The 13,644-nt window shown below is 69.2% G+C and carries 12 protein-coding genes; 10 read left to right on the forward strand and 2 right to left on the reverse strand.

Annotation, left to right across the window (positions count from 1 at the left end):
* Positions 1-22 precede the first annotated feature (22 nt).
* A complete protein-coding gene (locus ACVN90_RS01995) occupies positions 23-1,330 on the reverse strand; it encodes a DUF4192 family protein (RefSeq protein ID WP_475100513.1) in 1,308 nt (435 codons plus the stop codon).
* 157 nt (positions 1,331-1,487) lie between these two features.
* Here ACVN90_RS01995 and ACVN90_RS02000 point away from each other — a divergent pair, with 157 nt between their 5' ends.
* The 7 genes from ACVN90_RS02000 to ACVN90_RS02030 all read left to right on the forward strand — a co-directional run bounded on the left by ACVN90_RS02000 (position 1,488) and on the right by ACVN90_RS02030 (position 8,269).
* Entirely contained in the window at positions 1,488-1,682 is a 195-nt protein-coding gene (locus tag ACVN90_RS02000) for a hypothetical protein (RefSeq protein ID WP_116194744.1), read from the forward strand.
* 165 nt (positions 1,683-1,847) lie between these two features.
* Positions 1,848-3,314: a cardiolipin synthase gene (gene cls / locus ACVN90_RS02005; RefSeq protein ID WP_475100514.1), complete on the forward strand. Its 1,467-nt coding sequence runs from the start codon at positions 1,848-1,850 to the stop codon at positions 3,312-3,314.
* 126 nt (positions 3,315-3,440) lie between these two features.
* The gene (locus ACVN90_RS02010; protein WP_475100515.1) at positions 3,441-4,025 is read left to right on the forward strand and encodes a hypothetical protein; all 585 of its coding nucleotides are present in this window, start codon (positions 3,441-3,443) and stop codon (positions 4,023-4,025) included.
* Positions 4,022-4,186 (forward strand): hypothetical protein, encoded by a 165-nt coding sequence (locus tag ACVN90_RS02015; protein WP_475100516.1) that lies wholly within the window; start codon positions 4,022-4,024, stop codon positions 4,184-4,186. Before ACVN90_RS02010 ends, ACVN90_RS02015 begins: the two co-directional genes overlap by 4 nt.
* A 197-nt stretch (positions 4,187-4,383) precedes the next feature.
* The gene (locus ACVN90_RS02020; protein WP_116194741.1) at positions 4,384-6,909 is read left to right on the forward strand and encodes an ATP-dependent Clp protease ATP-binding subunit; all 2,526 of its coding nucleotides are present in this window, start codon (positions 4,384-4,386) and stop codon (positions 6,907-6,909) included.
* Between the two features lie 82 nt (positions 6,910-6,991).
* Complete coding sequence (locus tag ACVN90_RS02025) at positions 6,992-7,495, forward strand: amino-acid N-acetyltransferase (RefSeq protein WP_475100517.1); 504 nt, start codon at positions 6,992-6,994, stop codon at positions 7,493-7,495.
* A gap of 78 nt (positions 7,496-7,573) precedes the next feature.
* A complete protein-coding gene (locus ACVN90_RS02030) occupies positions 7,574-8,269 on the forward strand; it encodes a hypothetical protein (protein WP_475100519.1) in 696 nt (231 codons plus the stop codon).
* 128 nt (positions 8,270-8,397) lie between these two features.
* On the opposite strand, the gene ACVN90_RS02035 is transcribed toward ACVN90_RS02030, so the two are convergent.
* Positions 8,398-9,966 (reverse strand): amino acid permease, encoded by a 1,569-nt coding sequence (locus tag ACVN90_RS02035; protein ID WP_475100520.1) that lies wholly within the window; start codon positions 9,964-9,966, stop codon positions 8,398-8,400.
* A gap of 187 nt (positions 9,967-10,153) precedes the next feature.
* On the opposite strand from ACVN90_RS02035, the gene ACVN90_RS02040 reads away from it, so the two are divergent.
* Genes ACVN90_RS02040 through ACVN90_RS02050 form a run of 3 tightly spaced genes read left to right on the forward strand, consistent with a single transcriptional unit; the run spans position 10,154 to position 13,603 of the window.
* A complete protein-coding gene (locus ACVN90_RS02040; RefSeq protein WP_475100522.1) occupies positions 10,154-11,509 on the forward strand; it encodes a glutamine synthetase family protein in 1,356 nt (451 codons plus the stop codon).
* On the forward strand, positions 11,490-12,242 hold the full coding sequence (locus ACVN90_RS02045; protein ID WP_475100524.1) for a gamma-glutamyl-gamma-aminobutyrate hydrolase family protein: 753 nt from the start codon (positions 11,490-11,492) through the stop codon (positions 12,240-12,242). Before ACVN90_RS02040 ends, ACVN90_RS02045 begins: the two co-directional genes overlap by 20 nt.
* Positions 12,239-13,603 carry an aldehyde dehydrogenase family protein gene (locus tag ACVN90_RS02050; RefSeq protein ID WP_475100525.1) on the forward strand — a complete coding sequence of 455 codons (1,365 nt, stop codon included), beginning with the start codon at positions 12,239-12,241 and terminating at the stop codon, positions 13,601-13,603. Before ACVN90_RS02045 ends, ACVN90_RS02050 begins: the two co-directional genes overlap by 4 nt.
* Positions 13,604-13,644 lie beyond the last annotated feature (41 nt).

Here is a 13,644-nt window from a genome sequence, read left to right on the forward strand (position 1 = left end):
GCGGGGTCGTCGCGCACACGGATCACCGGGCGCTCGCGCGCTGGAACGCCCAGTCGGGCAGGTGCCCCGCGTTCACGAACGAGAGCACGATCTGCGAGAGCCCGTGCTCGGGCTCGATCTCGCACGCGCGCTCCGCGTACGCGGCCGCGTGCGTCGAGCGACCGAGCGCCCACGACAGCCACGCGCACATCGCGAGCGGTCCGGGTCGAGCGTCTCGGGGCGCGACCGCCGCTGCGTGCCGTGCCAGCTCGAGCGCGGTCTCGAGACGTGACACCTGCGGCCGATCGCCCTCACCCCACATGCGCATCGCGAGATGCGCCGGATACTCCTCGCCCGACTCCCAGCGCAGCTGCGCATCGAACGCCTCGTCGCCCTGAGCGAGATTGCCGCTCCACTGCACCAGCGCGACATCGCGCAGGGACGGGCGAGCGAGGCACCACACGAGGGCGGCGACGTCGTACGCGCCCGCCGCGTCGAGAGGTCGCGCGAGGGAGTCTTCGAAGAACCCGGGCAGATCGTCGAACCGGCACACCGTGGCGAGCGCCTGCGGGTCGATCCGTGCCGCCTCGTCGGTGATGGATGCCTCGTCCTCCGCCGCTGCCGACACCGGCTCGGGAACGGGGCCGAGGTCGCTCGCCCGCGCGCGAGGCCCCGCTGTGTCCTCCACCGCCGCCGTTGCGAAAGCAAGGTCCGCCGCCGCATCGTCGCAGGCGGTGCGCGCCGACCGCATCGTGCGCGCGGCGGTGCCGCCCTCGGCCGGCGGTCCGCACAGCACGGCGACCGCCGCGTCGAGCGCGGTCATCGCCTTCGCCACCCGCTCCCGCTCCTCGGCCGAGCAGTCCGGCAGATCGGCGCCGGTCGCCTGATCGCCGTCGGGCTCCGGGATGTCTGTGGAGCCCGACCACTCCAGGTCGCCGAGCGGCCTGCCCGCGGCCGGGCACTCCGCGTCGAGGAATGATCCCCACGCGTCCGCGGCGACGCACAGCAGATCGGTGACCCGCAGGCCGCACGCATCGGCTCGCCGCTCGAGCGCGGCGAGGAGGTCGCGATGCGGCATCCGTCCGTCTTCTGAGAAGGTCATGCCGGTGTACGCGATCGCGGCGACGGCGTCGGCCTCGGCGAGCCGGCACACCATGCCGGTGACCGTGGCGGCGATGCGGTCGACGGCGTCCGCGTCGCCGTCGGGGAGGTCGAACCGCATCGCGCCGAGACTGCGGGCGCCGTGGAACGGGATCACGACGAGGCTCTGCGCGGGGTGGTAGCCGAGCATGCGGGGGACGAAGGAGAGGAACTGCGCGGCATCCGCGGCTTTCACGACGGTGGGGGTCATGGGGCGACTCTGGCGACGTCGTCCGGCGCGCCGGAAGACCTGTGAATGGATAGCGCGGGTGCGGCGCGGAAACAGGTCCTGTGGAGGAACCTCGCTCAACGCGGGTGTCGCCGGCGACGGGGGAGGAATGCGATCGCGCGCGCGTATCCTTGAAGGCATGGATTACTGGGTCGCGGCGCTCTGGACGCTCTTGCCGACCGTCCTCGTGTCGCTGATCTTCTTCTTCGTGCTGCGCAGCATCATCCGTGCGGACCGCACGGAGCGTCGCGTCTACGCGAAGATCGAGGCCGAAGAGCGCGCCAAGCGCGGGCTCCCGCCGGTGGCGCCCGGCACCGCCTCCACCGACGCCTGATCGGCGCCGACACCGCTGAGTGACGCCGCGCCGGGTCGCGCGCGGCCGCGCCGACCTCCCCGGATGCGGGGCCGCGTCCGCCGCCCCCGATAGTGTGGGCACACCGCTCGATCGGCGCGTCCGATGGGGCGGACCCGCCCGACGACCGGGGAGAGGCTCCGCTCGATGATCACCATCACGTTCGACGCGACGTGGTGGGTGGTGCTCGTCTTCATCGTCGACATCGTGATCCGTGTCACGGCCATCATCGTGGTGCCGCGCAACCGCCGCCCCACCGCGGCGATGGCGTGGCTGCTGGCGATCTACTTCATCCCGATCATCGGCGTCTTCCTGTTCCTGCTGATCGGCAACCCGCGGCTTCCGCGCAAGCGCCGCCGCAAGCAGGAGCGCATCAACGACTACATCCACGACACGAGCGCGTCGCTGGACTTCGGCACGCTGCGCCCGCATGCGCCGAGTTGGTTCACATCGCTCGTGACCCTCAACCGCAATCTCGGCGCGATGCCGCTGGCGGGCGACAACGCCGCGGACCTGATCCCCGACTACCAGGAGAGCCTCGACGCGATGGCGGAGGCGATCCGCGCGGCCGAGCGGTTCGTGCATGTCGAGTTCTACATCCTGCAGGCGGATGCTGCGACCGACAACTTCTTCCGCGCGCTCGAAGAGGTGGCGGCGCGCGGTGTGACGGTGCGCGTGCTCCTCGACCACTGGGCGAACCGCGGCAAGCCGTTCTACAAGCGCACCCTCAAGCGCCTGACGGCGATGGGTGCCCAGTGGCATCTCATGCTCCCGGTGCAGCCGCTGCGCGGCAAGTATCAGCGTCCCGACCTGCGCAACCACCGGAAGCTCCTCGTGGTCGACGGGCGCGTCGCGTTCACCGGGTCGCAGAACGTCACCGACTCGACGTACAACCTGCGCAAGAACATCAAGCGGGGCCTGCACTGGGTCGACCTCATGGCGCGCATCGAGGGCCCGGTCGTCGCATCCGTCAATGCCGTCTTCTTGAGCGACTGGTACAGCGAGACCGACGAGGTGCTCACCGAGCAGATCGACCTCTTCGACGTGCGCAGCGGGCCGGGCGATCTCGATTGCCAGATCGTGCCGTCGGGGCCGGGGTTCGAGTTCCAGAACAACCTCAAGCTCTTCGCCGGGCTGCTCTACGCGGCGCACCGCAAGATCATCGTGGTGAGCCCCTACTTCGTGCCCGACGAGGCGCTGCTCCTCGCCATCACGACGGCGTGCCAGCGCGGCATCCATGTCGAGCTGTTCGTGTCGGAGGAAGGCGACCAGGCGATCGTCTACCACGCGCAGCGCAGCTACTACGAGGCGCTGCTGCGCGCGGGCGTGAAGATCTGGATGTACAAGAAGCCGTTCATCCTGCACACGAAGAGCCTCACCATCGACGACGAGGTCGCCATCGTCGGCTCGAGCAACATGGACATGCGCTCGTTCGGTCTCAACATGGAGATCTCGATGCTCGTGCGCGGCGAGGAGTTCGTGCGCCAGATGCGCGCGGTGGAAGACATGTACCGGTCGCTCTCGCGCGAGCTCACGCTCGAGGAGTGGGAGAAGCAGCCGCTGCGATCGACGGTGCTCGACAATCTCGCGCGTCTCACGTCGGCGCTGCAGTGAGGCGTTCTCCCGGCGGATCGTGACCTTGACGTGACCGGACGGCTGAGATTCCGGGTCGTTTTGCGACACGATATGGGTGACGGATGCCGCGGGGGATGGCGTCCGCGGAACTCCAGGAGGCCTCGCATGCCCGTTCGCTCCCGTTCACTGTTCGCCGGGCTCGGCTTGGCGCTCCTCGCCGCAGGCCTTCTGACCGCCTGCACGACCCCCGCCGGCACAGGCGGCGCCACCACAACCCCGACGCCGGCCGCCACCACCAAGGACGACGACAGCAGCAACGACCAGGAGGTCACCGCGGCCTGGCTCGACGGCGGCCGCATGATCGGCATCGTCACGCAGGGCAGCTCGACGTGCATCCCGGTCGCCGAGGAGGCGACCTACGACGACGGCGTCATGTTCGTCACGCTCGTCGACGCCGAGGGCGACGAGGCCTGCACGGCCGACCTCGTTCCGCGCGTGACCCTGGTTGGCACCCCCGCGGACGTCGATCCGGTCAACGGCGTCGAGATCGAGGTGACGGGTGACGGCTGGCACGGCGACACCGACCTCGAGGGCGTCGCTGGCCTTGCCGTCGGCGGTGAGACGGACTACCTGCCGAGCGCCGGCTGGACCGACGTCGACGGCCAGTTCGTGATCCTCTCGTGGGGTCGTCCTCGTGCGCGCCGCAGGTCGAGAGCACCGAACCCACGAGCGCGACCGAGGTCACCGTGACCTTCGTCACCCCGCCCGCCGACCAGGTCTGCACCATGGACATGGCTCCGCGCGGCGTCGTGACCGCCGTGAACGGCATCGAGGACGAGGACGCCGAGACCTTCGCGATCCTCACCGGCGGCGAGTTCGACAACGTCCGCATCCCCATCTACCCCAACTGACGCCGGCGATTCCGGATGCCGCGGCCCGCGGCATCCGTCGTCCTTCAGCGCACCCTCCCCGGCGCGACCTCGAGGTCGCGGTCGGACGCCCCGCTATGCCCACGGCGAACACGGCCGTGCGCTCCCGACCCGCTGGCTACCCTCGATGTAAGGCGCAGTGGGACCAATCGACCCGAGGCGCCCCGGAGGAGTGAACGATGTTCGAGAGATTCACCGACCGTGCCCGTCGTGTGGTCGTCCTCGCCCAGGAAGAGGCGAAGATGCTGAACCACAACTACATCGGCACCGAGCACATCCTGCTCGGTCTCATCCACGAGGGTGAGGGCGTCGCCGCCAAGGCCCTCGAGAGCCTCGGCATCTCGCTCGACGCGGTGCGCGAGCAGGTGCAGGACATCATCGGGCAGGGTCAGCAGCAGCCGACCGGCCACATCCCCTTCACGCCGCGTGCCAAGAAGGTGCTCGAGCTCAGCCTCCGCGAGGCGCTGCAGCTGGGCCACAACTACATCGGCACCGAGCACATCCTCCTCGGCCTCATCCGCGAGGGCGAGGGCGTCGCCGCCCAGGTGCTCGTCAAGCTCGGCGCCGACCTCAACAAGGTGCGTCAGCAGGTCATCCAGCTCCTCTCCGGCTACCAGGGCAAGGAGCCGGCGGGTGTCGCGAGCGGCCAGGGCGAGCAGACCCAGGGCACGACGCAGGGCGGCTCGCAGGTGCTCGACCAGTTCGGTCGCAACCTCACGCAGGCCGCGCGCGACAACAAGCTCGACCCCGTCATCGGGCGCGAGAAGGAGATCGAGCGCGTGATGCAGATCCTGTCGCGCCGGTCCAAGAACAACCCGGTGCTGATCGGCGAGCCGGGCGTCGGCAAGACGGCTGTCGTCGAAGGGCTCGCTCAGGCGATCGTCAAGGGCGACGTGCCCGAGACGCTCAAAGACAAGCAGCTCTACTCGCTCGACCTCGGTTCGCTGATCGCCGGTTCCCGCTACCGCGGTGACTTCGAGGAGCGCCTGAAGAAGGTCACCAAGGAGATCCGCACGCGCGGCGACATCATCGTCTTCATCGACGAGATCCACACGCTCGTGGGGGCGGGCGCCGCCGAGGGCGCGATCGACGCCGCGTCGATCCTGAAGCCGCTCCTCGCCCGTGGTGAGCTCCAGACGATCGGTGCGACGACGCTCGACGAGTACCGCAAGCACTTCGAGAAGGATGCTGCGCTCGAGCGTCGCTTCCAGCCGATCCAGGTCGCCGAGCCGAGCCTGCCCCACGCGATCAACATCCTGAAGGGGCTGCGCGACCGCTACGAGGCGCACCACAAGGTGCAGATCACGGACGGCGCGATCGTCGCGGCGGCGAACCTCGCCGACCGCTACATCTCGGACCGGTTCCTCCCCGACAAAGCGATCGACCTGATCGACGAGGCCGGCGCACGCCTGCGCCTGTCGATCCTGTCGAGCCCGCCGGAGCTGCGCGAATTCGACGAGAAGATCGCCAAGGTCCGTGAAGACAAGGAGCGCGCCTCCGAGGACCAGGACTTCGAGAAGGCCGCGTCGCTGCGCGACGAGGAGAAGTCGCTCCTCGCCGAGCGCCTGCGCCTCGAGAAGCAGTGGCGCTCGGGTGACGTCGCCAGCCACGCCGTGGTCGACGAGGGCCTGATCGCCGAGGTGCTCGCCCAGGCGACCGGCATCCCGGTGTTCAAGCTCACCGAGGAGGAGTCGAGCCGCCTCGTCTTCATGGAGAAGGCGCTGCACCAGCGCGTCATCGGCCAGGAGGAGGCGATCGCCGCTCTCTCGAAGACGATCCGCCGCCAGCGCGCGGGCCTCAAGGACCCGAAGCGCCCGTCGGGCTCGTTCATCTTCGCCGGTCCCACGGGCGTCGGAAAGACCGAGCTCGCCAAGGCGCTCGCCGAGTTCCTCTTCGACGACGAGCACGCGCTCATCTCGCTCGACATGTCGGAGTTCGGCGAGAAGCACACCGTGTCGCGCCTGTTCGGTGCCCCTCCCGGGTTCGTCGGATTCGAAGAGGGCGGCCAGCTCACCGAGAAGGTGCGCCGCAAGCCGTTCTCGGTCGTGCTCTTCGACGAGATCGAGAAGGCCCACCCCGACATCTTCAACTCGCTCCTGCAGATCCTCGAAGAGGGTCGCCTGACCGACGGTCAGGGCCGCGTGATCGACTTCAAGAACACGGTGATCATCATGACGACGAACCTCGGTTCGTCGGCGATCGCCGGCGGCCCGGTGGGCTTCCAGGTCGAGGGCAACAGCGGCACGACGTACGAGCGCATGAAGGGCAAGGTCAACGAGGAGCTGAAGCGCAACTTCAAGCCCGAGTTCCTGAACCGCGTCGACGACATCATCGTCTTCCCGCAGCTGAACAAGGACGAGCTGCGCCAGATCGTGGGTCTGTTCACCAAGCGCCTCGGCGAGCGCCTGCTCGACCGCGACATGACGGTGGAGCTGACGGATGCCGCGAAGGACAAGCTCATCGAGATCGGCTTCGACCCCGCGCTCGGCGCCCGACCCCTCCGCCGCGCCATGCAGCGCGAGGTCGAAGACCGCCTGTCGGAGAAGATCCTGCACGGCGAGCTGAACCCCGGCGACCACGTGAAGGTGGACGCCGAGAACGGCGAGTTCGTGTTCGAGCACGGCCCGCGCGGCGAGAAGGTCGCGGTGGGCGTCGTCCACAACGGCGAGATCACCGCCACACCGGACCTCGCTGCGAACGCGTAACCCCGGAAGAGATCGAGAGCGGATGCTGCGGCCCTGGGCCGCGGCATCCGCTCTCGCCGTTGCGGGGTTCTACGCTGGACGGGTGGCAGAGTTCACCGTCAGGCCGGCGCGCACGAGCGACGTCCGCCGCATCCAGGCGCTCCTCGAGCCGTTCGTGCAGCGGCGGATCCTGCTCGGCAAGGACCTCGTCGTGCTCTACGAGGCGACGCAGCAGTTCCTCGTCGCCGAGGACGCGAACGGCGACATCATCGGCTGCGGTGCGCTGCACGTCATGTGGGAGGACCTCGGCGAGGTCCGCACCCTGATCGTCGCCGACGGCTGGCTGCACCACGGCGTGGGCCGCGCGATCGTCGAGGGCCTCGAAGCGAACGCCCGCACGCTCGGTCTCTCGCGCCTGTTCTGCCTCACGTTCGAGGTCGACTTCTTCACGCGTCGCGGGTTCCAGGAGATCGGCGAGCAGGTCGTCGACCCCGACGTCTACTCGCAGCTCATCCGCTCTCCCGATGAGGGTGTCGCGGAGTTCCTCGACCTCGCCCACGTCAAGCCGAACACCCTCGGCAACAGTCGAATGCTCAAGCGCCTCTGACCCGCCCGAACCCGCCGGGTCGCGGCATCCGGGGCGCGCCGACGTGAGAAGCCGGCGCCCGCCGTTAGCCTGTTGAGCATGACCGGCACCACCCCTCGACGTCGCCCCTCGAAGGCGGTGTACCGTCGACGACGGCTCGTGCTGATCGTCGGACTGCTGGTCATCGCGGCGGTCGTCTGGCTGCTCATCGCGCAGCCGTGGGCGGGCGCGGCGACCACGTCGTCCGACGAGAAGCCCGAGACCAAGAACACCGCCGAGTCGCTGCCGGTGCCGTCGTCACAGGCGACGACCGGCGGGACCGACACCGGCGCCGTCGAGGGCGCGGTCGTCGAGGGCCAGACCCCGACGCCCGGGGCGACCCCCACCGCGCAGCCCTGTGTCGCCAGCGAGATCACGGTCGAGCCCGTCACCAGCGCCGACACGTACGCGGGCGACCAGCAGCCGCAGTTCACCATCACGCTGACGAACAACGGCCCCGACTGCACGATGAACGTCGGCACCAGCGCCCAGTCCTTCACGGTCACGAGCGGCGACGACATCTGGTGGCGGTCGACCGACTGCCAGAGCGAGCCCAGCGACATGATCGTGCTGATCGGCGCCGGCCAGACCGTGTCGAGCGCGACGGCCCTCTCCTGGGATCGCACGCGCTCCGCGGTGGGCACGTGCGCCGACGGCAACCGCCCGATGGCTCCCGGCGGCGGGTCCTCGTACCACCTGTCGGTCGAGATCGGCGGCATCTCGTCGACCGAGCCGAAGCAGTTCCTGCTCTACTGACTTACGGGATGACGGATGCTGCGGCCCGCGGCATCCATCGATCCCATCCGTCCGCGTGACGCAGTGGAGCGGGGCGTCCCCCAGGCCGCCCCGCTCCGTTCCCCTGCACAGGTGTTTTGGCCGAACACCTAGGACTTGTCGTCGAAGACCTCTTTCTCCATCGCGTCGTACCCCTCCGCCTGCGGGTCGCCGTGCGTGCCACCGGAGATCGCGTACTCCTCCTCGGGCGAGAGCACGAGGCGGTGGCGGAAGAACAGGCCGAAGCCGACGAGCAGCACCACGTAGACGACCGCGATGGCGATGATCGCGGGCAGGAAGGTGGGGTTGAGCAGGAAGCCGACGAAGATCAGGAGCGCGATCGCGGCCGCGATGACCGCGCCAGTGATACCCCACGGGCTGCGGTAAGGGCGCTCCACGTTGGGCAGCTTCTTGCGCAGAATGATGAAAGACAACATCTGCAGGAAGTACGCCAGCACCGCGCCCCACACCGCGATGTTCAGGACGATGGCGCCCGCGACGCTGCCTGATCCGCCCGCGAACTCGATGACGAGCAGCGCGATGAATCCGATGACGGCACCGACCACAAGGGCGACCCAGGGGGTCTTGCGCTTGCCCGTGAGCGACAGGAACTGCGGGTAGTAGCCTGCACGCGAAAGCGAGTACATGTTGCGGCCGTAGGCGAACATGATGCCCTGCAGCGACGCGAGGAGGCCGACGAGGGCGAAGAGCGCGAGGAGAGCCGCGAGCTGGTCTCCGACGATGGCGCGGAACCCGTCGAGCAGCGGCTCGGCAGCGACGCCCGTCGCCTCGGCGCCGAGGACGCCCGTGTTGAGGAACAGCACGAGCAGGCCGGTCACGATCAGCGTGCCGCGCGCCCAGAATCCCGCCCGCGGGATGTCGCGCACGGGGTTGTGAGACTCCTCGGCAGCCAGGGGCAGCTCTTCGATGCCGAGGAAGAACCACATGGCGAAGGGGAGGGCGAACAGGATCGGCAGCACACCGTGCGGCAGGAACTCGGTCTGGCCGGGGTCGGGGACGATGTCCCAAAGGCTCGCCCACTGGAAGGCGCCGGAGAACAATGCCATCGCCGAGAACACGAGGATGATGCCGATCGAGATCACCGACACGACGATCGCGAAGGTGAACGAGATGCTGGCGCCGGCGGCGTTCAAGGCGATGAAGATCGCGTAGAGGATGATCCACCACACCCATCCGGGCAGCGACAGCCCGAGCAGTTCCGAGGTGATGGCGTCGGCGTACGAGGCCGAGAAGAAGACGATGACGGCGGTGGTCGCGACGTACTCGATCGTCTCAGCGGCCCCGGTGATGAGGCCGCCCCACGGGCCCATCGCCGATCGGGCGAATGAGTAGGCGCCGCCGGTGTGGGGCATGGCCGCGGCCATCTCGCCGATCGAGAAGATCATGCCGTAGTACATCGCCACGAGGATCACGAAAGCGATGAGCATGCCGCCGAAGCCCGCGAAGTCGATGCCGAAGTTCCAGCCCGAGAAGTCGCCCGAGATGACGGCGGCGACGGCGAGGCCCCAGAGACCCCAGACTCCGGCGGCCCGCTTGAGCCCGCGCTTCTCGAAGTATTCCTGACCGGCCCGTGTATAGGTCGCGCCCGCGACCTTCGCCGAACCCGCGGGGGACGGGGCCGTGGATTCCGGCTGTGATGCACTGCTCGCTTGGGACATCGGTTCTCCAAGGATCGGCGAAGGGGGTGCGCTCGGGTCACACTCAGGCGCTTTTCGCCGATTGTGGCGCCTATTGGTCGGCTGTGTCTACCTTTAGAGAGAATTTTGGTTAGAGTGTGCGGGCGAGCGAGGTTCGGGCGACCGCGCTCACGGGTCTCGTCGCACGTCGACACAAGAGGAGGAACGGATGCCGGGCAACCTCACCGTCGAGCAGTTGAACGCCGGGATCGCCGCAGGCGACATCGACACCGTGGTCGTCGCGTTCGCCGACGCGCAGGGCCGCCTGGTCGGGAAGCGGGTATCGGCGCGGCTCTTCCAGGAGGAGGTGCTGCCGCACGGCGCCGAGGCGTGCAACTACCTCCTGTCGGTCGATGTCGACATGAACACGGTCGACGGCTACGCGATGTCGAGCTGGGAGACCGGCTACGGCGACATGATGCTGCGGCCCGACGTCTCCACCCTCCGGTGCATCCCGTGGCTTCCCGGCTCGGCTCTGGTCATGGCCGACCTCACGTGGGAGAAGGGCGAGCCCGTGGTGCAGTCGCCGCGCGCCATCCTGGACCGCCAGCGTCAGCGCCTCGCCGACCGCGGCCTCGTCGCCTTCTCGGGCACGGAGCTCGAGTTCATCGTCTTCGACGACACGTACCGGGATGCCTGGGCCAAGGGCTACCGCGATCTCACGCCGTCGACCGACTACAACGTCGACTACGACCTGCTCGCCTCGGGCCGTCTCGAACCGCTGCTGCGCGACATCCGCCTGTCGATGGACGGCGCGGGCCTCTACACCGAGGGTGTCAAGGGCGAGTGCAACCTCGGCCAGCAGGAGATCGCGTTCCGCTACGCCGAGGCGCAGGAGACCGCCGACCAGCACGTGATCTACAAGAACGGCGCGAAGGCGATCGCCGAGCATCACGGCAAGTCGCTGACGTTCATGGCGAAGTTCAACGAGCGCGAGGGCAACAGCTGCCACATCCATCTCTCAGTGCGGTCTGCGACCGGAGACCCGGTCATGGCCGGCGACGGCGAATACGGCTTCAGCCCGCTCATGGAGCACTGGATCGCCGGCATCCTGGCGACGCTGCGCGAGTTCACGCTGCTCTACGCGCCCAACATCAACTCGTACAAGCGGTTCGCGAAGGGCTCGTTCGCGCCGACGGGCATAGCTTGGGGCGTCGACAACCGCACGTGCGCGCTGCGCGTGATCGGCCACGGCTCGTCGCTGCGCGTCGAGAACCGGGTGCCCGGCGGCGACGTCAACCCGTACCTGGGCATCTCGGCGATCATCGCCGGCGGCCTGCACGGCATCGAGCACGAGCTGCCCCTGCCCGACCGGCTCGAGGGCAACGCGTACACGGCCGGCGTAGATCACCTCCCCACGACGCTGCGCGAGGCGGCGCAGTTGTTCGACGAGTCGGCCATCGCCCGTGCGGCGTTCGGCGACGACATGGTCGACCACTACCTGAACCAGGCGCGCATCGAGGTCGAAGCCTACGATGCCGCCGTGACCGACTGGGAGAGGGTCCGTGGCTTCGAACGCCTCTAGGAAGCCCGTGATCGGCCTGACGACTTACCTCGAGCAGGCGAAGCAGGGCGTGTGGGACGTCCGCGCGGCGTTCCTGCCGCAGGTGTACTTCGATTCGGTGACGGCGTCCGGCGGTGTCGCCGTCCTGCTGCCGCCGCAGCCGGATCCCGAGATCGCCGCCGAAGCGGTGCTCGACGGGCTCGACGGCCTCATCCTCACCGGGGGCCGCGACGTGCAGCCCGAGCTGTACGGTGCGCAGCGGCATCCGCTCACCGACGCGCCCCGGCCCGACCGCGACGCCTGGGAGCTGGCGCTGTTCCGTGGCGCCGAACAGCGACGGCTGCCGGTGCTCGCGATCTGCCGCGGGCTGCAGCTCGTCAACGTCGCGCGCGGCGGCACGCTGCACCAGCACCTGCCCGAGGCGTTCGGCACCGAACGGTTCCGCGTCGGCGGCGGTGTCTTCGCGACCAACGACGTCATCGTCGACGAAGGTTCGCGGCTGGCGGAACTCGTGGGACCGGGCGACCTCGAGGTGCACAGCTACCACCACCAGGGCGTCGACCGGCTGGGCGACGGCCTCGTCGTGACCGCCCGCACCGACGACGGGCTGGTGCAGGCGTTCGAGTCCGACGGCGAGGGCTACGTCCTCGGCGTGCAGTGGCACCCCGAGCAGAACCAGGAGGATCGCCGGCTGTTCGCGGGACTGGTGGCCGAGGCATCCGTCTACGCATCCCGGGAGGTGCCGACCGCATGAGCGCCACGTTCACCGTGATCAACCCGGCGACCGCGCTGCCGATCCGCGAGATCGCGCGTGCGAGCGTGGACGAGACGGATGCTGCGATCTCACGCGCCGTCGTCGCACAGCGTGCGTGGGCGTCGCTGCCGCCGGTCGCGCGTGCCGACGCGCTGCGCTCGTTCGCGCGGGTGGTTGAGGACCACGTCGAGGAGCTGGCGCAGCTGGAGGTGCAGAACTCAGGGCACCCGATCGGGTCGGCACGCTGGGAGGCGGCGCACGTCGCGCAGGTGCTCAACTTCTACGCCGGTGCGCCCGAGCGTCTCTCCGGACAGCAGATCCCGGTCGCGGGCGGACTCGACGTGACGTTCCACGAGCCGTACGGCGTCGTCGGGATCATCGTGCCCTGGAACTTCCCCATGACGATCGCGTCGTGGGGATTCGCGCCCGCGCTCGCCGCGGGCAACGCCGTCGTGCTGAAGCCCGCCGAGCTGACGCCCCTGACGGCCGTGCGCCTCGGTGAGCTTGCGCTGCTCGCGGGACTGCCCGAGGGGCTGTTCTCGGTGGTCACAGGGTCGGGGTCTGTCGTGGGGCAGCGGTTCGTCTCGCATCCGGACGTGCGCAAGGTCGTCTTCACCGGGTCGACGTCGGTGGGGACGGACGTCGCGGCCGGCTGCGCGCGCGAGCTGAAGCCGGTGACCCTGGAGCTCGGCGGCAAGAGTGCCAACATCGTGTTCGCCGACGCCGACCTCGAGAAGGCCGCCGCTTCGGCGCCGGGCGCCGTATTCGACAACGCCGGCCAGGACTGCTGCGCCCGCAGCCGCATCCTGGTCGAGCGTTCGGTGTACGACCGGTTCCTCGAGCTGCTCGAACCGGCGGTGCAGGGGTGGCGCGTCGGCGACCCCGCGCTCGAGACGACGGAGATGGGGCCGCTGATCTCGCCGTCCCACCGGTCGACGGTCGAGGGATTCCTCGACGGGGCGAACGTCGCGTTCCGCGGCTCGGCGCCGTCCGGCGACGGGTTCTGGTTCGCGCCGACCGTGGTGCTCGCCGATCGCGGGGACCGGCTTGCGCGCGAGGAGGTCTTCGGACCGGTGGTCGCCGTGCTGCCCTTCGACGACGAAGCCGACGCGATCCGACTCGCGAACGACACGATCTACGGCCTCGCGGGTTCGATCTGGACCGAGAACCTCGGCCGCGCGGTGCGCGTCTCGCGGGGCGTCAAGAGCGGCGTGCTCTCCGTCAATTCGCATTCCTCGGTGCGGTATTGGACCCCGTTCGGCGGCATGAAGGCCTCGGGCCTCGGCCGCGAGCTCGGGCCCGACGCCGCCGAGCACTTCACCGAGACCAAGAACGTCTTCTTCGCGACGGACGCCTCGTGACCGGCCCCCACGACGGTGGCGATGTCCGGATTTCGCGGGGT

The sequence above is a fragment of the Microbacterium sp. F01 genome, from assembly GCF_056156365.1.